The sequence below is a fragment of the Pseudoalteromonas rubra genome, assembly GCF_004212645.1.
In the GTDB taxonomy this organism is placed as follows: Bacteria; Pseudomonadota; Gammaproteobacteria; order Enterobacterales; family Alteromonadaceae; genus Pseudoalteromonas; species Pseudoalteromonas rubra_G.
Map to the genome: position 1 here is coordinate 50,150 of NZ_PPUZ01000003.1, position 20,445 is coordinate 70,594.

Here is a 20,445-nt window from a genome sequence, read left to right on the forward strand (position 1 = left end):
AAAAAAAACAAACCGCCTTAACCTGCATGACGTCACTACATCATGACAACATCAAACTGCTCCTGGCTGTACAGGCTCTCAGTCTGAATACTGACCTGTTTACCAATAAACAGCTCTAACTCTGCCAGATTATGGTACTCGTCGTTCACCAATGCTTCGCTGACCGCCGGTGACGCGTAAACCATGAATTTATCCGCGTCATAGGCACGATTAACACGCACAATCTCGCGTAAAATTTCGTAGCACACGGTTTCAACCGTTTTGAGTGAGCCACGGCCAGAGCAGGCTGGGCAAACATCACACAAAATATGCTCGAGGCTCTCACGGGTCCGCTTGCGGGTCATTTCAACCAGGCCAAGCGCCGACAAACCATTGATATTAGCCTTGGCGCGGTCTTTCGCCAATGCCGTTTCGAGTGAATGTAACACCCGTCGTTTGTGCTCATCCGAGATCATATCGATAAAGTCGATGATGATGATCCCGCCGAGATTACGTAGCCTGAGCTGCCTGGCAATGGCCGATGTGGCCTCCACATTGGTATTGAAAATCGTTTCTTCCAGGTTGCGGTGGCCAACAAAAGCGCCGGTGTTAACATCCACTGTGGTCATAGCTTCAGTCTGATCAAAGATCAGATAACCACCAGATTTCAGCTCCACCTTACGATGCAGCGCTTTTTGAATTTCAATCTCGACGTCAAACAGGTCGAAGATAGGCCGCTCGCCTGGATAGTACTCCAGCGTTTGCGACAACTGGGGCACAAACTCCTCGGTAAAATCTTTCAGTTGCTGATGAGTCAGCTTGGAGTCAACCCGGATCCGCTCCATATCCTCACCGACGTAGTCTCTGAGGGTGCGAAATGCCAGGGTTAAATCCTCATGCAGGATACTGGCTTTGCTGGTTTTCTGGCGGCGCTTAATGATTTTTTGCCACAGTTTTTTCAAAAACTCAGCATCGTGCTGCAGCTCTGCTTCTGCCGCCCCTTCTGCCGCAGTACGGACAATAAAACCGCCATTTTCATCGTTGTACTGAGCAACGATTTTCTTCAAGCGGCTGCGCTCTTCTTCGGTTTCGATGCGCTGGCTGACACCCACATGGGTGGCATCTGGCATAAACACCAGATAACGTGATGGAATGGTGATGTCTGTGGTTAGGCGGGCCCCTTTGGTGCCGATCGGATCTTTAACCACCTGCACCATAATAAACTGGCCCTGCTTTACCAGCTCCCGAATATCCTGCACCTTCTTGACAGGCTGATCATCAACACCTTCTTCAATAGAGGCGCTGTTGACTATGTCTGAGGCATGCAAAAATGCGGCTTTTTCCAGGCCGATATCAACAAAGGCAGCCTGCATGCCCGGCAGCACCCGGCTGATTTTACCCAGATAGATATTGCCAACAATCCCCAAATTGCCTACCCGCTCTACCTGTACTTCTTGCAGAACACCGTTTTCAATGAGTGCAACCCGGCTCTCGCTGGGGGTCACATTGATCAATAACTCACTACTCATCTACACCCGCCATAAATGCTTTAATCAGTTCATCCGTCTCGTATAAAGGTAAGCCGACTACGGCAAAATAGCTACCAGATAACTGAGTAACAAACCGTCCTCCCAGCCCCTGAATGCCATACCCGCCCGCCTTATCCTGCGGCTCGCCACTGTGCCAGTATTGCTCAATCTCGAGATCACTCAAGGGTTTAAATGTAACATCAGTTATCACAGTCTGGCTCAGTACCCGCTGGCTATCAGCAACGGCAATCGCTGTCATCACCTGATGGGTTGTGCCTGACAAAGCTTGCATCATAGCAATAAAGTCATTTTTGTCCTTGGGCTTACCCAGTGCTTGCTGGCCAAGCACCACTATGGTATCGCTGCCCAATACCGGGGCGTCCTGATAGCCCATCGCCACCCCACTGGTGGCTTTTAACCGCGCCAGGCGCTCCACATAAGCCAGTGGCGCTTCGTCAGGGAGTTGGCTTTCGTCGGCATCCACTGAAAATTGCGCAAACGCATAACCAAGCTGAGTCAACAGCTCACGTCTGCGTGGTGATGCCGATGCCAGATAAAGTGTTGCTGTCATTAACGGATCCTAAAGTGCCTGCGATACTTACGTAAAAGCAAGAAAACCCAGGGCCAGCACAACATACCGATCAGGGCTGGCCATAAATACCTGGGGTTAAAATAAATGTCTAGCAGGAAGTGATTCAGCCAAAACTGTAGCAGGTGATATAAAGCTAAAAACAAGCCAATCAAAACCGCCTGCTGCCAGATTGAAAAGTTTCTGATCTTCTGAAAATTACTCGTTGTAATGTACAGACAGATGGAATAGGTCAGTGAATTCACGCCCAGCGGAGAGCCCGTCGCCAGATCCATGATCAGCCCGGTACACCATGCCCAGCCAATATTGACACGATGTGGCAAGGCGATAGACCAGTACATCAATACCAGTAGGACCCAGTCAGGGCGAAATGGTTCAATCGAAAAAGGCAACGGCATCAGTGCCATAATTAGTGCAATAAACAAGCTCAGGGCGACCAGCGCGTAACTTCGGTTCATGCCTCAGGCTCCTCTTTGGCCATTTTCCCCAAGATCACCAGCAAACGAATTCGATCCAACTGGGCCACAGGCTCGGCATATACTTTAGAGAAAGGCAGCCCTTCATCACGATCTATTTCTGTCACCACAGCAACCGGGTAGCCCTCGGGAAAGGTGCCGCCCAGACCAGAAGTCACCAGGATATCACCGAGGCGAATATCCAGGCTGTGGGGTACATGCTGTAGCTGAACCAGATTAATTTTACCTGTGCCTTCGACCACTGTACGTACATCATTGCGCAGAATGCGTACTGGTGTGGCATGTGTGGTGTCGGTCATCAAGAGTACCCGAGACGTGGTACTGCCGACCTGAGTCAGCTGCCCGACAATGCCCATTTCATCAATCACCGGTTGCCCTTCCAGCACCCCATCGATGGCACCACGGTTCACCACCACCTGATGACTATAGCGACTGGAGCGCACCGACAAGACTTCAGCGATCAAACGTGCACGTTGTTGCCTGGAAGAAGCGCCAAGTAAAGCGCGCAGTTGCTGGTTTTCACGCAGCAGGAATTGGTACTGCTGAAGCTGTTCACTTTGCAGCAGTTGTTTTTTACGTAATGCTTCATTTTCCTGAAACAGCCTGTCACGCGTATCGAGACTTTTTGCCCCCAGTGAAAACACCTCATAGGGCACATTGGCCACATACAACAGTGGGCTCACCAGAGTATTGAGACTGGTTCGTACCAGGGTACCGCCAGAGGTGTAGCGATCGCCCAGGATCAGCAGTACGCTAAGCACAACTGCGACCGTAAGTCGCAGTTGCAGGGAAATAGTACGTCCGAATAGCAGGTTCATCAGTCGTAGCTAAATACGTCACCACCGTGCATATCTATCATTTCCAGCGCTTTACCACCGCCACGGGCCACACAGGTCAATGGATCTTCCGCCACCACCACAGGGATCCCGGTTTCTTCCATTAGCAGGCGGTCAAGGTCTTTAAGCAGTGCGCCACCACCCGTCAGTACCATGCCATGCGCTGAGATATCCGATGCCAGCTCAGGCGGAGACTGTTCCAGTGCCACCATTACCGCACTCACAATACCCATCAATGGTTCTTGCAAGGCTTCAAGGATTTCATGGGAGTTTAGCGTAAAGGAACGTGGTACCCCTTCAGCCAGGTTACGACCACGGACCTCAATCTCGATAGGTGTTTCGCTCTTAAACGCAGAGCCAATTTCGTGTTTGATGTGCTCAGCCGTCGCTTCACCAATCAGACTACCGAAATTACGGCGTACATAGTTGATGATGGCTTCGTCAAATTTATCACCACCGATCCGCACAGAAGACGAATACACCACACCGTTTAGTGAGATGATAGCCACTTCTGTGGTACCGCCACCGATGTCCACCACCATAGAGCCAGTTGCTTCAGACACAGGTAGACCAGCGCCAATCGCGGCCGCCATCGGCTCTTCAATCAAATACACTTCTCTGGCACCCGCCCCCATCGCAGACTCACGGATGGCACGTTTTTCAACCTGGGTTGCACCGCACGGCACGCAGATCAGAACGCGGGGGCTCGGACGCATAAAGTTGTTGTTGTGCACTTGTTTGATAAAGTGCTGCAACATTTTTTCGGTCACATAGAAGTCAGCGATTACGCCGTCTTTCATCGGCCTGATGGCCTTAATATTACCAGGTGTCCGGCCCAGCATTTGCTTCGCAGCCGTACCCACAGAAGCAACGCTCTTTGGTCCACCCGCGCGCTCCTGACGGATCGCCACAACAGAAGGCTCGTTCAACACGATCCCTTCTTCTTTCACGTAAATCAGCGTATTGGCCGTACCTAAGTCGATCGACAGGTCGTTTGAAAATAGTCCACGTAGTTTTTTAAACATGAGGCTGGGTAACCTTTAAGAATTCTTTTTGCAAACCATGCAGCGGCTCAGGCCACTGCGTTGAAATTTTTCACTCTGTGTCTGTGACACAGTGACTCAGGCATGAATAACGTCGCCTCATTGGCGTGCTTAAACAGCCTTAACGTTCTCTTACTAATCTAAATCCGATGTAATTGGCTCGAAAATCCGGCGCCAGGGCCAAACGCGTTGATACCCGCGCAAGACTAGGTGCAAAGTTCCAGGCGCCACCACGCACAGTCACATCATCCTGTGAGGCGCGTTTTTGTGTCCACTCCCAGACATTGCCAACGGTGTCGTATAATCCGTAAGCGTTGGCCGCAAACTGACCCACCGGCGCAGGGCTCTTATTTGACCATTCACTGCCACACCAACCACAGTTCGCCTGGTTACGGCCGATCTCGTTGCCCCAGGGATATTCCGAGGTAGTATCACCGCGGGCGGCATACTCCCACTCAACTTCATTGGGCAAACGATATTGCATCCCCTGATCGCCAGACAGCCAGTTCGCATAGGCTTTGGCATCTTCATATGAGACACACACTACCGGAAAGTCATCAGCCTGCTCATAACCCGGTGAACGCCAGTTATAATCTATCTCCCAGACCGGCTCGCCATTTTTATAATGGGCACAGCCCTTGCCTTTCTCGGCTTCAGTAACATATTGAGAACTATCGATAAAACGACGGAACTCTGCAACCGTTACTTCTTTGCTTTGCATCACATAAGAGTGGCTGAGTACTTTCTCTACCACAGGCCGCTCGTTGGCCAGGCCATTGCCCGTCAGATCGCCCATCTTAAAGCTGCCAGCAGGAATGATCACCGTTTCATTGATCACTCGATCAGGAGTGACCACTTTAACAGGCTGTGCTACGTTAGCTTGCTGAGTTGGCTGAGTTTGCTCACTTTTTGGTGTCGGTGCAGCAATCGACTCAGGCTTTTTTACCAGCCGGGCATTTAAAGTCCGGGCTCGTCGCAAATTAAGACTGGCCTTGTACGGCTCATATCCCAGTTTACGTACTTCGATGTCGTGCATACCCGTTGGCAGGTTTACCACCAACTTGGTCGAACCATAACTGACACCGTTAATAAATACTTCGTCATCATACACGTTAGAGCGCAGAGTCAGTTCGACTTCGCGATTTTTTGGCGGCTGAGGCGCTACCTCTGTCTTGATATCCGGGGCCGCAGGCATTCTTGCCACGCTGACCACAGGGGCACTTTTTGACAATTCATTTGAAAATGTCAGCTGCTCATCACTGAATGTGGTTGGGTAGCTGGCCTGATAACCCACCGCCAGTGGTGAGCCGTACTCACTGCAGTAACGATTATCCAGGTTAAGTAAGCTACACAGGCGGCTGTTATTAACATCGCCACGCATCGTCACGCTCAGGTTGACGCTATAGTTACCTTGCCCGCTAAATGCGCTACCCACAACATGGCTGCTAACAACCTGCACCTGAGCTCCGGCAAGATGGCGCTTTGGCTCTACCACACGTTGCTCTGTCAGGTTAGCAAAAATTTGGTCGATAAAGTGTTTGGTGGCCTTTTGCAAACCCAATTGCTGACCACGCTGCTCGCACGCTGCCAGGGTTTCGGTGCGCTTACAGTTAATGGTGTGATCCACCTCCAGCGTGCCTTCACGGCTAAACTCGTTGCGTAAACGCTCAATCCGAGCGGTGCTAAGTTGATCATTCAAACTGGCGATGGTGTTGACTAAGGTATGCTTGGTGACGCGGATCTGCTCAATGTCTTTGCGGTGTGATGCAATCGCCGCCAACTGCATCACTATGTCTTCTTTGTTCTGTTTGTGCTCTGCAACCGCCTGCTGATATCTGCTTTGTGCCGCTGAGATATCCAAAGAGGGATCATCAATCAAGCGCCGATAGATATCGTTCATTGCATCAAGCGCCTGGTTTTTTTCTTTATCCAGCTCCGCAGAACGCTGTCTCAGCAGATCTAGCTGCGCCTGTAAGCGCGTTTCTTCACTCAGATGTTTATCGAGTACCTGAGTATAGTTATCTAATTCAGCTTGCTTTTCAGTGCGCTCAGATTCAATGGCAGTCACAGTTGCAGTATCTTGCGCCGACACACTTAAAGATAAAAGGGTCGCAGAGACAAAAAGAGATAAAGGAGCAATTTGCATAAATTCCATTCCCAACAGCGGCAGTTGTTTGGTCTTTGTTATTTTTTATAATTTAGCGCTTAATGCTATGTACTTAAGAAGCAAAACACAAGCCTAGCACAATTAATATCTGAGTTTACAACTATTAGCCACTTCCTTACCAGTGTTCTACCAAGATTTTCATGAAATAATAGCGGGTATTAGACACTAAACGACACAGACTGAACCTAAGATGGACAAGCTTGATTTTCCTGAGTCTCCGTTACACTCGATCCACGCGCCGGAACTCGACGCTGCCGGTGTTTCACTGCGCATTAAACGCGACGATCTGCTCCATCCAACAATCCAGGGAAACAAGTGGCGCAAGCTCAAATATAACCTCAGAGCAATGAAGCAGGAACATAAATCGGCTTTACTGACATTTGCCGGGCCCTTTTCCAATCACCTCTATGCCACTGCCATGGCCTGTAAACAGTTCGACATTCAGGGAAGCGCCATTATCCGTGGTCCGCAGCTGGATTTAAACAATCCGACGATCCGCTTCGCTAAGGCCTGTGGTATGACTTTGCACCCAGTCTCTCGCCTGGAATATCGGCAGCGCAATGAAACGAATTACCTGCAACAGTTACAATCGCGCTTTCCTGACGCTTTTATTATTCCCGAGGGCGGCAGCAACCAGCATGCCCTTGGCGGATGCAAAGAATTGGCGCAGAGCCTGCCCCCAAGTGATTATGTCTGCTGCGCTGTGGGCAGCGGTGGTACACTGGCCGGTATGATTGACGGCTTGGACGACGAGTGCCAGTTACTGGGGGTTACGGTACTAAAAGGCGCGCAATATCTGCACGATGAGGTGTTAAGGTTAAACCCACGCGCAGCAACGCGCTCTAACTGGCAGCTCTTACATGACTATCACGATGGCGGATATGGCAAATTCTCCGCGCCCCTGTGGCAATTTTGCCAACGTATGCGCCAGGAGCATGCCTTGCCCTTAGAGCCTATTTATACCGGTAAGCTGATGTTTGCCATCTGGCAATTAATTACGCAAGGGTACTTTCCACGCGGAAGCCAGATCATTGCGATCCACAGCGGTGGATTACAAGGTTTAGATGGACTGCGCTACCGGCAGCTCATCTAACGCATCAAGTGTACTCAAGGCGCTACAGACTCTGCTCCAGCTGAAGCAACGGTGCGCTGAAATAGTATCCCTGCGCACCATCCACGCCCAGCTTGGTGATACATTCAAATTCCTCTTTGGTTTCTACACCTACGGCGTACACCGGTACACCCAGTTCTTTGGCCTGCGCCACAACCTGACGCACCACGCTGCGTCGCTTGGCTGAATGATGCACTTCGTGGATAAGCTCAAACGCCAGTTTAAGTGCCGTTACCTGGCCAAATCCACGCAGCGTCTCAAGTTTGACTGACGCGTTGACATGATCCAGCACAAACCGACAACCTAAATCAGACAAAGTCGTGAGAACCTGCCTTGCATACTCTTCATGCTGATAAAAGTCCTGCAACGTCAATTCAAACGCAATATCGCTTGCCCGGCCCGACGCTTTCACCTGCTCACGTAACCAGTCGATGAATTCCACATTACTCCAGTTGAGCACATGTAAGTTAACACTCACTGAAAAACCAGCTGGTTCTTTGCTCAGGGCATTGAGCGCATGACGAACCATGGTCTTGTCCAACAGCATCAGGTGTTCAGTCTGATGAATTTTGTGAATAAATTGCCCGGCAGACATCAATCCCAAAGACCGGTGACGAACCCGCAACAGCGCCTCACTTTGGATCACATCCTGCTGCGCAAAGCCAAAAAGCGGCTGAAAGAACAACATAAACCGACCGGCTTTAATGTCATCAATGATCTCACTTTCAGCCCGGCGCAAGCTGGTGCTCAGGGTATGATTCAGCGGCATAATATGGACATGCTGCCAGACATTACTCTGCGCTATGCTCAGTGCCGAACGCACCACTTGGTATACCATGGCCTGATCGGCCCCTTTGGTATAAAAGCACACGCCACACTTCACCGCGCTGCGTGACAGATCCGGGCGAAAAGACAACAAGGCCTGGTAAACCACTTCATGGATCCGCCGTGCCAACGCATCAACATCCACTTTATCAACGGGTGACAGTGTCATCACCAGCGCGCCAGACGACAGATACTTGCATGAACAGCGTTCATATTTTGCAAAGCATCGTGCCAATGTCACGCTAAAATGGCTTTGCGGATCCAACTCATCGGGCAGCGTCTGGCGCCACTTTAACATCGCAAACACGGACACTTTGCGGCTGGCTTCTGCGGCCAGCGCTTTGGTTTGTGTATCCGGTGCTAAATCAGAGGTTATAGCCTGGGGTTGAACAGCTGCGCCACCTATCCGAGATTGGTTTCTCATCCATCTGAACAGCAGATACCCAGCCACCAGCATCAGCAGATTAATAAACACCACTATCGGTAAACAGTCTTGCACAATGGGGGCGGGTGAGAGCAACAGCTCGGAGCCGGAAAACTGAAAAGGAACACTGTCTGTCATCCACTGCCAGACACTGGCTGTCTGCGCTTGGTCAGCAAAACCATAGTGATGTATCAGGGTCGCAAACTCACCTGAGCGCGCAACGCTGACCGACGCATCCAGCTGAGTAAAATGACTTTGCAACTCACCCGCTTGCTGCACTATCTGCGCCTGGATAAATTGCCACAATGCACCGTTGATTAATAGCCAGACAATCAAGCCTACCGCGCGTAACCCCCACCCGGAAAAACTTTCATTACCTGACCTTACAAATCGACGCATGCTACTACACAAGCCTTGGAATCCTGTTTCAAGTTTTGTTCAAGTCCAGCTAAAACTCAAGTTCAGAAACGCAAGAATCCTTGCAAGGCGGCACAGGTAACACGTTTCCTTTACCACCGATTGTGTTACCACGGATATTTCAGCGTTGCTAACACTCAGTATCTTCACCTGCCGCCGATGTAATCAAGCTGCGCTGCGCACGGTAACAGCTCAGGCTAAAGAGCACCGCCCCGACCAGGATGATCACCAGCATAGCAGCCCAAGCGCTGTTTACAGAAAACTGATCGGCAATCACCCCTATCATAGATGTCACCAGCACAACCGAGATCAGCCCGATAAATTCAAACACCCCACTGATCCGTCCAACCAGACTCACGGGCGCATATTCCATCATAAAGGCCAGTCGCTCAATTCGAACCACGGAATGACTGGCTGAAAAAAGCAGCATCGCAATGCAAGTGGCATAAAAACCAGGCCACAACAGAATAATACAACTGGCGCTCAGATATCCCACAAACCCGGCAAAGATAACCTTTTCCCGCAGCAACCCCAGCCTGTGTATCCAGGTCAGTAACACAGGTGCAGCAACGGCACCAACACCAAATACAACGCCGATCAGTGCGTAAGCATCTCCGTCTAGCTGCAATACCTCTTCAACGTGGGCCGGATGAATGGCATTTTGCGACAAGACCAGTACATAGGGCACCAGCGTGACCACCATCAAACTAAAAAAATAGTGATTTTGTTTCAGGAAACTCAGTCCCTCGCGCAATTCGGTCAACTTACTTTGCGATTTGGTGGCAGCCCCTCCCTGATGCTGACATTGCACCAGACATAACAGCATACCGCCACATAAGTATGTCGCCGCATCGAGGATCAAAAGGTGATGTAATGCTATTTTATCGATCAACATCGCCACAATCACACCAGACACCAAAGTGATCCCCTGGCGTAATATCTCAAGATGACGACTGACTTCCCGATAACGCGCCTTCGGCACCAGCTGCTGAGCAATGGCCAGTCTAGCCATTTGGTCCAGCATTCGCACCAGCACAGACAGGATGACCGAAACAGCCAGCAAAATAAGCTCTGTACCGCCAGCCAGGGCAAATCCGGCTAACACCAGTTGTATGCCCCCGGTGACCACATAAATCCGCTGCAACAGTTGCCGACGATGATATCTGTCTAACCAACCGGACAATACAGGCAATGCCAAAAAACAGGCAAAGTAAGATGCAGCAGTTAAAATACCAATAATAGTTGAACTCTCATACAGTTTGAGCAGCAACCAATTTGCCATCACTAACAAAACACCGGTGCCCAATCCCGACAACAAGGTTGCGCCATACAGTGCGCTTAAACTCATACCACTTTCTTTTATTCGCATGATTTAAAAAACTCTTCCATTAATTTGGCTAACTGTGCGGGTCGCTCCAGAGGCACCATATGCCCGCATTCAGGCAAGATCTGTAGCTGGCTACCCGGACACACTTGGTGCATTTGCCAAAGATCCTGCTGTGGCACCTTAAGGTCATCCTGCGCCCCTATTATTAATACAGGACACGTTAAGCGAGACATCGTGTCCAACAGGCATGTCCTGGCCGTGGTTGCACGTAGCTGTGCTAGTAAAGTTTGCTGACCAAGTTGCCTGTCCATGGCTCGCACCACAGACACCACTTCCGGGTTACTGAGCTGTCCTGCATGAACAAACTCAGCCAAACGCTTGTCTGACATTCCTCGGTATGGATGCTGGCTAAGCCAGTCCAGCATAGCCGCCCGGCTTTGCTGCTCTTGTGCCGTAAGCCCTTGTGCTGAAGTAGCGATTAAAACCAGTGAACGTAGCCGGGGCTGGCGAGATAATGCATGCTCTAAAGCCAGATATCCCCCCATTGAGAAGCCCACCAAATGACAAGGCTGCACAGCGGTATGCGACGCGATCAGCTGATGCATTGCATCACGATCTGGCTGCGACTCAATGGCGATATGCTCAACCTGATAGTCGGACGATAAATGTCGCTGTACAGGTGTCCACAAACGGTCGTCGCACATAGTGCCTGGTATCAAACAGACCCTTTCTCTTATTGCCACAATCACAAATACCCCTTGGATAATAGTGCGTTAACTCAGGCGCTCAAAAAACACTTGTATTGGATGCCACAATGGCGACCTCTTGCTTATCACCTAACTGCTCGGCGCCTCGCACGACCACCGCCCTGTCTTTTGTCAACGCGCCTTTAACCAACACATTGTTAAGCGAGTGCTCTCCTATCACTTCAATTTCCACCTTATGTGCCTGGTGCTGCGCTGAGACCTGATAAACATAGTGCTGCTCACCCGCCAGCAAGACGGCATCGCGTGGCACAATCCAGGCCTGTGCATTACCCGGCGTCGAAAAGTGCACCTCTACTGGCATTGAAATGGGCGGAAGTGCCTGCTCCGACGTTAACCGCACCTCCACCAAACGGGAGTGTTCATCGCCGGCCTGAACAATGGCCTTGAGCTTAGCGGGCAGCACCTGACCGTTGACGTGCAAGGTAGCCTGAGTGCGCTGCAGGTCTAGCCCGGCGCCCGACATAACCGGCAGCTTGGCGCTGACTTCTTTGTTATCAGTATCAACAAACGCCACCATGGTGGTGCCCGGCTCGACATAACCACCCCGTACTGTGTGCCGCACCACTACCTGGCCGCTAAAAGGCGCCAGGATTTTACAGCGCGCTAGCTTCAGCTCGAGTAGTCGCTTGTCGACCTCAGCTTGTTGCAGTGCAAAGCGTGCATTGGCCAGCTTTTGTGCGATATCGTCCAGTTCCTGCTCTGCCAATACTTTGTCGCGCAACAAGCGCTCGCCGCGTTGCAGCGCTCTTTGTGCGAAGTGGATATCTGATTTCAGCTGTTCCATATAAGCCAGATGACTGGTCAGCGCATATTGATACTGTTCTGGGTCTATCGTCGCCAGCACAGCGCCTTTTTCGAGTACACTGCCAACTTCAGCCACCCAGTCGACACGCCCCTCAACCTCAGCAGCAATCTCCACATCGCGCAGTGACACAACCTCAGCAGATGCTCGATACTGCGAAGCTTCTGCGGTTTGCTGGATGAGGGCCGTTTTCACTGGCACGGCGGCATGAGTTGGCAGCACGATGGCCACCGCAATAAATGTGAGCAACAACTTAAGCATAGGGTTTTACCTCCATTTCGGTTCCTGACGTATGGCTCTGTGAGGGGCTGCGCAACAACAGCAGACAAGGGATTAAAATCAACGTAAACAACAAGCTCAGTGACATACCACCGACCACCACGGCAGCCAGACCGCGATAGATCTCCGCGCCCGTCCCCGGGTTAATGAGCAGCGGCAGCATGCCAAAAATGCTCGTCATAGTACTGATCAGGATCGGTCGGATCCGCTGTGCAATCGCCAGATGTACCGCTTCTTTCAGGGCAATGCCACGCTGTTCGAAATCCCGACTGGCAGCCACCAGCAAGATGGCATTGTTCACCACCAGACCGGTCAGAATGACAAAACCGATGAGCGTCAGCAGATCCAGCGTTTGCACGGTAAACAGGTTCAGGACATTCAGCATCAGCACCCCACCTATGGTCGACAGCGGTAACGTGAGGGTCACCATCAGACTGTCGCGAACCGACGAGAACATCACCGCCATGATCAGGAATAGCAGTAAGATGGCCGAGCACATCAGAAACACGAGGTTTTCTACCGAGCGATTGAGCTTGTCGGCAGTCTGACCCATCAGGATTTCTGCATCCATTGGCAGGTGCTCACGCATTTGTGGCACCAGAGCGGTCACCTGATCAACCGCAACGCCCAGCGCCATTTGTGCCGGCGGTACTATGGTCAGTGAAATAGCACGACGTCGATTGACCCGGCGTAAACGGATCGGGGCCTGGGTCTCTTCAACCTGGGCCAGGTTCCCTAAATACACCGGCTGCCCGGCGGTATTACTCAATGGCGTTTGCATTAATGCCTGAGGAGACGCGGGCTTAGCCGTTTTAATGATCTTATCGATACGCTCCTGAGAGTTAAAATACTCACCAATGTACAAACCATCGCCGAGCATTTTCACGACATCCTGCAGATCGGAATAACGCCAGCCTATTTCGCTTAGCCGATCCGCGTTAACATGCATTCTCAATTCTGGCTGGTTGGCATCGAGCGCAGGCTTAGCTCTGACGACCGCGCCAGGAATGGCCGACTTCAGCATCGGAATGATCTCTTTCACCCCCTGATTAAGCTGCTCCAGGGAATCAGCCTGAACATGGATGGTAAAGCTGCGGTTACCACCAAAACGACCAGTGATTGAGCCCTGCGAACTGTATGCCCGAGTGTCGGGAAAGCCAGCCGTGATCTCGTCTTTAATCAAAGCTTTTAACTGCCCGACCTGGGATTGATCTTCAACCCGGGTACCCATAGACATCACACCTGGCGAGACCGCGATAAAGTAATTTTTCAGCTGCGGTTGCTGCTCACCATTCAGATAAGGTTGCAAACGTGTCGCCATCTCCTGAACAATTTCTTGCTCAATCAGATCAAGGTGCGCACTGGAGGGGAAGCGCATAATGGTATCGACAGAGTCCTTTCTTAACGGTGGTAAATAGTCAAGATCCGGTAACAGCGACGCACTGAAGATCACCGGACAGGCAATCAAGGTAAAGCACCAGGCCAGACACCGACGGCGGGTTGCAGTCATTGTCTTTAACGCTCGCAGCGCTACATCCTCAGACGTCGGTTCCGCTGCGATTTTATCCTGGCTATCAAAACGATATAAGCGGTTGCAGATCACGGGAATGATGAAGGCAGCGACCAGCAAAGACACGGCCACTGAAATCGCAATCGTGAGCGCCAGATCAGCAAACAACTGGGCATCACTATCACTGGTAAAGGCAATAGGTAAGAAGATCGCCACTGTAGTGAGTGTGGATGCCAGCAATGCACGCCAGACCTTGCGCGTACCGGCAATGCAGGCCTCACTGATCGCCGCGCCCCGCTCTCGTTCACGCGTTATGCTTTCCAGTACCACAATGGCCGCATCCATGACCATACCACTGGCAAACGCGACGCCTGCGAGCGTAATGACATTGATAGTACGCTCAAAAACCGCCAGAACAATAAAGCTAACAATTATTGAAATCGGGACGCTGATCGTCACAACCAGCGTCGGCTGCCAGCGGCGGAAAAAAGCAAACAGCACCAGCATCGCCATGATGATCCCAATCACGATGTTAGAGGTGACCATCGTCAGCGCCCGGTTGATAAAGATCGATGGATCAAAAGACTTTTCTATTTTGAGTTGTTGTTGTGCCAGCACCCCATTGTTGAGTTGATCTATTTCGTTGTATACCTGTGCCAGTGTCGACAGCACATTTGCACCAGCTTCGCGGGTCAGGCGCATGCCAATGGCCGGCTCGCCATTGTAGATTGCAAAGCTGCCGCGTTTGCCTCGGGCAATGCGCACCTCACCAATGTCATTAAGACGCACCGGATTACCATTGCGCCATTCCAGCACCGTTTGTGCTATCTGTTCGGGTGAGTCGGACGCCTGTAAGCGCAACAGGTAGCTTTTGCGCCCGACATCCATCGTGCCGCTGGTAATATCATGATGCGAACGCAATGCCCGCGCGACGTCGGGTAAAGAAATTCCTAAATATGCCGCCCTGAGCGGATCAATGACAATCTGAAACTCTTGCTGAGCACCGATAAAAGTCTGCACCCCGGCAACGCCCGGGATCCCGGATAAACGGCTGCGGATATTCAGGTCAACTAGGGTCTGATAGTCATCAATGGGTTTTGTGTTACCCTCAAGTTTACGGATAAACAAGAACACCAGGGACTCGGCAGAAGAGAAAGACTTAACCTGTGGGGGGGTTGCATCGAGCGGGAATTCTTTTACATTGTTCAGTTTGCTCAATACCTTAACCAGCAATTCGGTTTTATCCAGCGCATCAGCAAAGGTCAACTGGATGACCCCTCGCCCCTGGTAAGCCGTACTGATCATTTCCTCAATACCGGGGATATCCCGTAATACGTCTTCCTGTTTCTCCAATATATTTGCTTCTATTTCGTATGGAGAGGCCGAGCGCCACAGCGTCTCGATTTTCAATGATGCCGAGCTGGTATCAGGCAACAGCTTGACTGGCAATTGCTGCATCGCAACAACGCCCAGCAACAGGGCAATGATACAAATAACGACACTGACACCGGGGTAACGAATGTTTTTTTCAAGGACCGACATAGCGCGCCTCCTACACCGGCTGGATCGTGATTGAGCCACTCAGTTGACACTTACAGGCCAGGCGGATGGTCTCCTGGCAATGTCCTAAGCGCCCTAAAAAGGCCAGCTCTTTTTTATCCGGGCTGGAGAGGTTGTCATAGCCGTCAACAATTTGAATGGCGCAAACCCCGCACGCACCTTTACGACACCCGAATTTGAGTCCATTCACCTCGAGCTCCTCGGCATCGGTCAGATAGGATCTATCTGGCAGGCTGAACTCCTCGCCGGTTGAGGGAATAATTACTTTATGCATATACCACCTATAAACAAAATGGCCGGTCAACCCTCTGACCGGCCGGATTAAGTTAAGCTGCCTGGCTGTCAGCGATCGTTGCGTCGTATAGCTCGCGGAAGTACATGGCCAGAATGGTCTGAATATCATCGAAATATCGCAGTACCTTTTCTACGTCGGCTTCAGAGCGGATCAGGTAACGCAGAATGCGCCACATTTCACCGGCATGGTCTTCACCCAGATCGGTATTAATATGAGCCAGCTGACCTTGTACATTTTCTTCGCCCAAGGATGCTTTCATCGACTCCATTTGCTTTGGTGTCAGCTTCGCTGTGGTGTACTCAACCAGGTAACTGGACGCCACCACACCGATAGGGTCTTCATGCTCACTCACAAAATAGAAGAAGCCTTGTAATAGGCGTGTCGCCAGGAAAGGTTCGGTATTGAGCAGCTCCTCCTGCGTCACACCAATGGCTTCACAGTCCTGCATAAACAAGGTGTCGTGGTTCATTTCTTCTGCCTGATACTCAGCATAAAGTTGCGCCGCTTCAGGAGATACTTTAGTGATGGCGTGCAGCGCTTTACAGTGCGCCGAACGGCTCAGGCGGATCCGCCAGACATGTTCAATGGTGTGACGACGATACCAGGCACTATTGATGTCTTTGCTCTCCAGGTGTGAGGCATAAGGCACGGTTTCTTTCCACTGCGCCATTTTCTGGTCCAGATAGCTGTCGAGTTTAGCGCGTACTTGCTCACCTTCGCTCAGTGAGTAAAAAGGCTTTGGTCTGTCGATCCCACAATGTGTCACTCTGTTCATTTTCTTGTCCTATTTTTAATATGATTTAGTTGATGATTTAAATGTTAAGTTCTGGGTCAGTCGGCGTAGCCCACTTCCATCCCGGCATCAAACATCGCCGGTAAGGTTTCCAGAGACTTAGGTAATTCGTTCAATGTGACTCGCCACAAGGCGTTGCACAAAAAGATCCCGCGTTCAGACGCGGCCAGCTGAGTGCCGACTCGCACAGGAATCTCGATGATATCCGGCTGCCTGGATACCCGGTCGATGTTCAAATGGGTCAGCGTTTTGCCCGGTTCGCCATAGCGGCTGATAAACACACTGGCAAAGTCAATGTCCCGACTGGCGCGACGCTGACTCTCCCGCAATCCGGCCAGCTTTTCCTTGAGTTGTGTCCGCTCGCAGTGCAGACACAGCAGCTCTATCCACAACTTGAGGAAGGATTCGCCATTGGTGAACACCTCTACCGACTGATTGATCAAGGCACCACCCATACGGGTATTAATTTCAATGATCTCCCAGTGATTGCGTTGTCGGTCAAAGCGCGTTTCAATATGGTAAGCCCCCTGGCTCAGTCCCAGCCCCTTCAGACAGGCCGCCACAAACGCCTCGCCACTGCGTTGATCGGCATCGGATAAGTTACTTGCAGGCAGTGAATTACTGACCTCAAGGGTGGTCCCCATGCTTTCCTGAAGGTATTTGGCATGCGCACCAATCACGTAACACTCGCCATCCAGCACCAGGGTTTCGAAGCTAAACTCTTCACCGGCAATAAAACTTTCCGCCATGAAGTCAAACTGTCCGTTAAAAATGGCAGCAAACTGTTTATCATCCTGCATCTGGGCTTGCAGTCTCAGTACATCCGCCATCTGCAACTGTGGAGACAGGCGAAAACAAGCGAAAGAACCGGCGCCACGGCGCGGCTTAATAAAGTATGGCTGTGAACCCTGTTGCAGCTGCGTCAGGACCGCGTCATCTAAAATGAAGCTTTCCACCTCAGATAAAGACTGCGCGTGCAGCGCCTGACGACATGCAAACTTGTCCATACACAATGCCAGTGCCTGAGGGTCGGCATCCAAACCACTGAGCTGCTGATTTGCCTGTGCCATGATCAGGCGATAGGCTTCAAATGTGGCCAGGGTATTTAATACCTCGTAGTTCTGACTGGCCTCCTGCAACACGTCCGCAACGCCCTGCGCACTGATATAGGGCTCAGGCAAGACCCAGACCTGCGCACTGTGCTCACGTAATAACGCCAGATCCTGCTCGTCTCTGGGTTGAGAGCTCACGACCAGGCAGGTCACATTTAATGCATCCAGATAGGCCCGGATCAGCTTGATATAGGAGCGGCCCTGATGCGCCATCACCAGTAATGCTTTTTCTTTCATTTTTTACCCCTCCAGTGTTTGCAGATCGATATGAAACTCTTGCAGCACCTGCTCAACATCCTTCGCCAGCTGTGTTGCACATGGACTGGAAAACAAGAACCGCCCCGACTGCAAAGCGCAGTAACCGCCCTCTTTGATCAGCTCACTACCAACCTGAGGTAAGTGCTGGCGATATACCGAGGGAATTTTCCCGACAAACTCAGTCACCCCATTCACCTGCTGAGGCAACTGCTCTGGCAACCCAAACATCAACCAGGCACCAACGCCGCGATGCTCTGGTGTCAGCTCGGTGCGATCATGCAGGATGAGATCAACCCAGTGCTTAAACAAGTTAACGCCGGTATTGTGTTCAATCATGTAAGGCACATCTGCGCCTGCAACTCGGGCCCCCACCTCCAAAAAGACAGGCTCCTCGTCTTTATCTAAAAAAACTTCCAGATGAAACGCACACCGGTTAAAACCCAGGGCGCTCAGGCAGCGTCTGGCAAAGGCCACGAGCTTATCCTCAAGCGCACACCCCGGCATCACCATGACACCACCTAACGGACTATCAAAACTGAAGTCCAGACACGTATTGATGTAGCGGCAAGATGTGCTGAATAGCAGCTCGCCCTGAGCATCCACCAGGCCATCTATGTGATATATGTCGCCTGCAATAAACTCTTCCAGCTGCCAGTCTCCCTCAGGAAGCGCACCGAGCAGGGTTTCCAGTTGTGCCAGCGAAGTCACCCGGCTGACACCAATACTGGAGGCCCCATCCGCCGGTTTAAGTATCACGGGCAGACCCACCTCGCGGACAAAGCTGGCAACCTGTGGCGTAATTGAGCCCGGTAACACCGCCAAAAAGCGTGGGGCCTTCACACCCGCGGCGTGCATATATTGCTTCATCTGCATTTTGTCCCGTGCCAGCAACGTTTCGGCCATATCCGGGCCAGGAATAGCAAAGGCTTCACGCAGACGTGCCGCGGGGAGTAACAGATTTTCAGAAAAGGCAATCACCCGATCCATTGGCCCCTGCTCAGCAACCACTTGTGCAGTGATCTCAGCCAGCCGGGTGCTGTCGTTGAAGTCTTCGACTTCATATATTTTGCAACTGTCCGGATGAGCAGTGATGGCAGTGCGTCCACGACGATTAACGATATAGGTCACCTGATGCGTGTCATGACAGATCAACTCTTCATAACACACCAGTTCAAAGTCCCAGCGCTCGGTGCCCGGATAGCGCCAGAAGTTATTTAAGATCAGGATATTCATAGTGCCACCTCAGTATCTGTGAGGAACACCTGCTCGATTTGCTGGATGAGCCGCAAGTTTTCCTCAGACCCAGAGATAGAAATGCGTAATAGCTCTGGCCGTTGATAACCCGATAATGCTCTTACGATAAAACCGGCCTGCAACAGGCTTTGATACAGCGCCTCTCCTTGCTCCTGTGCATCCACGAGCAGGAAATTTCCCTCACCGACTTGCACCTCAAAACCACATTGCTTGAGGCGCTGACACATCAGCAATTTTTCTCTTGCAACCACATCGAGGATGCGACGATGATGTTCGGTGTCTTGCAATGCGGCCAGCGCCGCCGCCACAGCCATGCCAGCAACAGGGAATGGCCGCTGCAGACGCTGTAGCCAGGCGATCAATTGCGGATCCGCCAGACCATAACCAACCCGCAACCCCGCCAGCCCGTAAGCTTTAGAGAAAGTGCGTGTGATCAGGACATTCGGGTGCCTGTGCAATAGCTCAATCGTCTGCCGGCCCAGATCCCCGTCTACAAACTCAATATAAGCCTGATCCAGCACCACCAGCACCTGCTCGGGTAAACGAGAGATCAGTGCTTCCAATTGACTGACAGACAAGGAGTCACCAGACATATTGGTCGGGCTGTCGAGCGCCACAATGGCGGTCGTGTCATCCACTGCCGCCAGCAGCTCCTCAACCTGATGACCAAACGAAGACGAACTGGATACCTTTGTCACGCTCAGGCCGGATGCCTTAGCTAATAAGGGGTAAGCCGAGTAGCCAAACTCAGAACACAATAATGATTTACCGGGTTGCCCGACCAGACGAAATGCCAGTTCAATCACGTCGATTGAGCCATTACCCAGGATCACTTGCTCCACTGACACGCCATGATGTTGTGCCAGCGCCGCTATCAAATCCTGATAATCAGGATAGATATGTGCCTCTTCCTGTGCGCTGAGCAGGGCGTCTTTGATCTGCTCAGAAATAGCCAGCGGGCTTTCGTTACTGGCAAACTTGTATACCTGCTCGACACCCAGCTTCCTTTTTAACTGCGCTTTGGTCAGCCCAGCCTGATACGGAGACAGTGTTAACAGTGACGGTGCGACACAATGTTTCCAATTCATACTC

The 20,445-nt window shown here is 51.4% G+C and carries 17 protein-coding genes; 1 reads left to right on the forward strand and 16 read right to left on the reverse strand.

Annotation, left to right across the window (positions count from 1 at the left end; all coding sequences use genetic code 11):
• Positions 1-35: 35 nt before the first annotated feature.
• From rng to C3B51_RS01625, 6 genes are all read right to left on the reverse strand, one after another.
• Positions 36-1,508, reverse strand: a complete 1,473-nt coding sequence (rng, locus tag C3B51_RS01600; RefSeq protein ID WP_046005308.1) for a ribonuclease G — start codon at positions 1,506-1,508, stop codon at positions 36-38.
• A complete protein-coding gene (locus C3B51_RS01605; protein ID WP_125716847.1) occupies positions 1,501-2,079 on the reverse strand; it encodes a Maf family protein in 579 nt (192 codons plus the stop codon). Before C3B51_RS01605 ends, rng begins: the two co-directional genes overlap by 8 nt.
• Positions 2,079-2,555 carry a rod shape-determining protein MreD gene (gene mreD, locus C3B51_RS01610; RefSeq protein WP_125716848.1) on the reverse strand — a complete coding sequence of 159 codons (477 nt, stop codon included), beginning with the start codon at positions 2,553-2,555 and terminating at the stop codon, positions 2,079-2,081. The genes C3B51_RS01605 and mreD overlap by 1 nt, the downstream gene beginning before the upstream one ends.
• Entirely contained in the window at positions 2,552-3,391 is an 840-nt protein-coding gene (mreC, locus tag C3B51_RS01615; protein ID WP_046005305.1) for a rod shape-determining protein MreC, read from the reverse strand. The genes mreD and mreC overlap by 4 nt, the downstream gene beginning before the upstream one ends.
• Positions 3,391-4,434, reverse strand: coding sequence for a rod shape-determining protein (locus C3B51_RS01620; protein WP_046005304.1), 1,044 nt, complete (start codon positions 4,432-4,434; stop codon positions 3,391-3,393). The genes mreC and C3B51_RS01620 overlap by 1 nt, the downstream gene beginning before the upstream one ends.
• Positions 4,435-4,573: 139 nt before the next feature.
• Positions 4,574-6,598, reverse strand: coding sequence for an SUMF1/EgtB/PvdO family nonheme iron enzyme (locus C3B51_RS01625; RefSeq protein WP_125778595.1), 2,025 nt, complete (start codon positions 6,596-6,598; stop codon positions 4,574-4,576).
• 211 nt (positions 6,599-6,809) lie between these two features.
• On the opposite strand from C3B51_RS01625, the gene C3B51_RS01630 reads away from it, so the two are divergent.
• The gene (locus tag C3B51_RS01630) at positions 6,810-7,712 is read left to right on the forward strand and encodes a 1-aminocyclopropane-1-carboxylate deaminase/D-cysteine desulfhydrase (RefSeq protein WP_125716850.1); all 903 of its coding nucleotides are present in this window, start codon (positions 6,810-6,812) and stop codon (positions 7,710-7,712) included.
• 22 nt (positions 7,713-7,734) lie between these two features.
• On the opposite strand, the gene C3B51_RS01635 is transcribed toward C3B51_RS01630, so the two are convergent.
• The 10 genes from C3B51_RS01635 to hisC all read right to left on the reverse strand — a co-directional run bounded on the left by C3B51_RS01635 (position 7,735) and on the right by hisC (position 20,441).
• On the reverse strand, positions 7,735-9,378 hold the full coding sequence (locus C3B51_RS01635) for an EAL domain-containing protein (RefSeq protein ID WP_130243935.1): 1,644 nt from the start codon (positions 9,376-9,378) through the stop codon (positions 7,735-7,737).
• 148 nt (positions 9,379-9,526) lie between these two features.
• Positions 9,527-10,744 (reverse strand): MFS transporter, encoded by a 1,218-nt coding sequence (locus tag C3B51_RS01640; protein ID WP_165389097.1) that lies wholly within the window; start codon positions 10,742-10,744, stop codon positions 9,527-9,529.
• Positions 10,745-10,755: 11 nt separating this feature from the next.
• Complete coding sequence (locus C3B51_RS01645; protein WP_130243937.1) at positions 10,756-11,472, reverse strand: alpha/beta fold hydrolase; 717 nt, start codon at positions 11,470-11,472, stop codon at positions 10,756-10,758.
• A gap of 37 nt (positions 11,473-11,509) precedes the next feature.
• On the reverse strand, positions 11,510-12,553 hold the full coding sequence (locus tag C3B51_RS01650) for an efflux RND transporter periplasmic adaptor subunit (RefSeq protein WP_130243938.1): 1,044 nt from the start codon (positions 12,551-12,553) through the stop codon (positions 11,510-11,512).
• Positions 12,546-15,623, reverse strand: a complete 3,078-nt coding sequence (locus C3B51_RS01655; protein WP_130243939.1) for an efflux RND transporter permease subunit — start codon at positions 15,621-15,623, stop codon at positions 12,546-12,548. The genes C3B51_RS01650 and C3B51_RS01655 overlap by 8 nt, the downstream gene beginning before the upstream one ends.
• Before the next feature lie 10 nt (positions 15,624-15,633).
• Positions 15,634-15,915: a 2Fe-2S iron-sulfur cluster-binding protein gene (locus tag C3B51_RS01660; RefSeq protein WP_125716860.1), complete on the reverse strand. Its 282-nt coding sequence runs from the start codon at positions 15,913-15,915 to the stop codon at positions 15,634-15,636.
• Positions 15,916-15,967: 52 nt separating this feature from the next.
• Entirely contained in the window at positions 15,968-16,711 is a 744-nt protein-coding gene (locus C3B51_RS01665; protein WP_125716861.1) for an iron-containing redox enzyme family protein, read from the reverse strand.
• 56 nt (positions 16,712-16,767) lie between these two features.
• Entirely contained in the window at positions 16,768-18,078 is a 1,311-nt protein-coding gene (locus tag C3B51_RS01670) for an ATP-grasp domain-containing protein (RefSeq protein ID WP_206076586.1), read from the reverse strand.
• Positions 18,079-18,081: 3 nt separating this feature from the next.
• Positions 18,082-19,332, reverse strand: coding sequence for an ATP-grasp domain-containing protein (locus C3B51_RS01675; protein WP_130243940.1), 1,251 nt, complete (start codon positions 19,330-19,332; stop codon positions 18,082-18,084).
• The gene (gene hisC / locus C3B51_RS01680) at positions 19,329-20,441 is read right to left on the reverse strand and encodes a histidinol-phosphate transaminase (RefSeq protein WP_130243941.1); all 1,113 of its coding nucleotides are present in this window, start codon (positions 20,439-20,441) and stop codon (positions 19,329-19,331) included. Before hisC ends, C3B51_RS01675 begins: the two co-directional genes overlap by 4 nt.
• Positions 20,442-20,445: the final 4 nt, after the last annotated feature.

Coding starts and splice junctions, on each gene's coding strand:
- rng (WP_046005308.1), bottom strand. CDS start 1,508: ATGAGTAGTGAGTTATTGATCAATGTGACCCCCAGCGAGAGCCGGGTT.
- C3B51_RS01605 (WP_125716847.1), bottom strand. CDS start 2,079: ATGACAGCAACACTTTATCTGGCATCGGCATCACCACGCAGACGTGAG.
- mreD (WP_125716848.1), bottom strand. CDS start 2,555: ATGAACCGAAGTTACGCGCTGGTCGCCCTGAGCTTGTTTATTGCACTA.
- mreC (WP_046005305.1), bottom strand. CDS start 3,391: ATGAACCTGCTATTCGGACGTACTATTTCCCTGCAACTGCGACTTACG.
- C3B51_RS01620 (WP_046005304.1), bottom strand. CDS start 4,434: ATGTTTAAAAAACTACGTGGACTATTTTCAAACGACCTGTCGATCGAC.
- C3B51_RS01625 (WP_125778595.1), bottom strand. CDS start 6,598: ATGCAAATTGCTCCTTTATCTCTTTTTGTCTCTGCGACCCTTTTATCT.
- C3B51_RS01630 (WP_125716850.1), top strand. CDS start 6,810: ATGGACAAGCTTGATTTTCCTGAGTCTCCGTTACACTCGATCCACGCG.
- C3B51_RS01635 (WP_130243935.1), bottom strand. CDS start 9,378: ATGCGTCGATTTGTAAGGTCAGGTAATGAAAGTTTTTCCGGGTGGGGG.
- C3B51_RS01640 (WP_165389097.1), bottom strand. CDS start 10,744: ATGAGTTTAAGCGCACTGTATGGCGCAACCTTGTTGTCGGGATTGGGC.
- C3B51_RS01650 (WP_130243938.1), bottom strand. CDS start 12,553: ATGCTTAAGTTGTTGCTCACATTTATTGCGGTGGCCATCGTGCTGCCA.
- C3B51_RS01655 (WP_130243939.1), bottom strand. CDS start 15,623: ATGTCGGTCCTTGAAAAAAACATTCGTTACCCCGGTGTCAGTGTCGTT.
- C3B51_RS01660 (WP_125716860.1), bottom strand. CDS start 15,915: ATGCATAAAGTAATTATTCCCTCAACCGGCGAGGAGTTCAGCCTGCCA.
- C3B51_RS01665 (WP_125716861.1), bottom strand. CDS start 16,711: ATGAACAGAGTGACACATTGTGGGATCGACAGACCAAAGCCTTTTTAC.
- C3B51_RS01670 (WP_206076586.1), bottom strand. CDS start 18,078: ATGAAAGAAAAAGCATTACTGGTGATGGCGCATCAGGGCCGCTCCTAT.
- C3B51_RS01675 (WP_130243940.1), bottom strand. CDS start 19,332: ATGAATATCCTGATCTTAAATAACTTCTGGCGCTATCCGGGCACCGAG.
- hisC (WP_130243941.1), bottom strand. CDS start 20,441: ATGAATTGGAAACATTGTGTCGCACCGTCACTGTTAACACTGTCTCCG.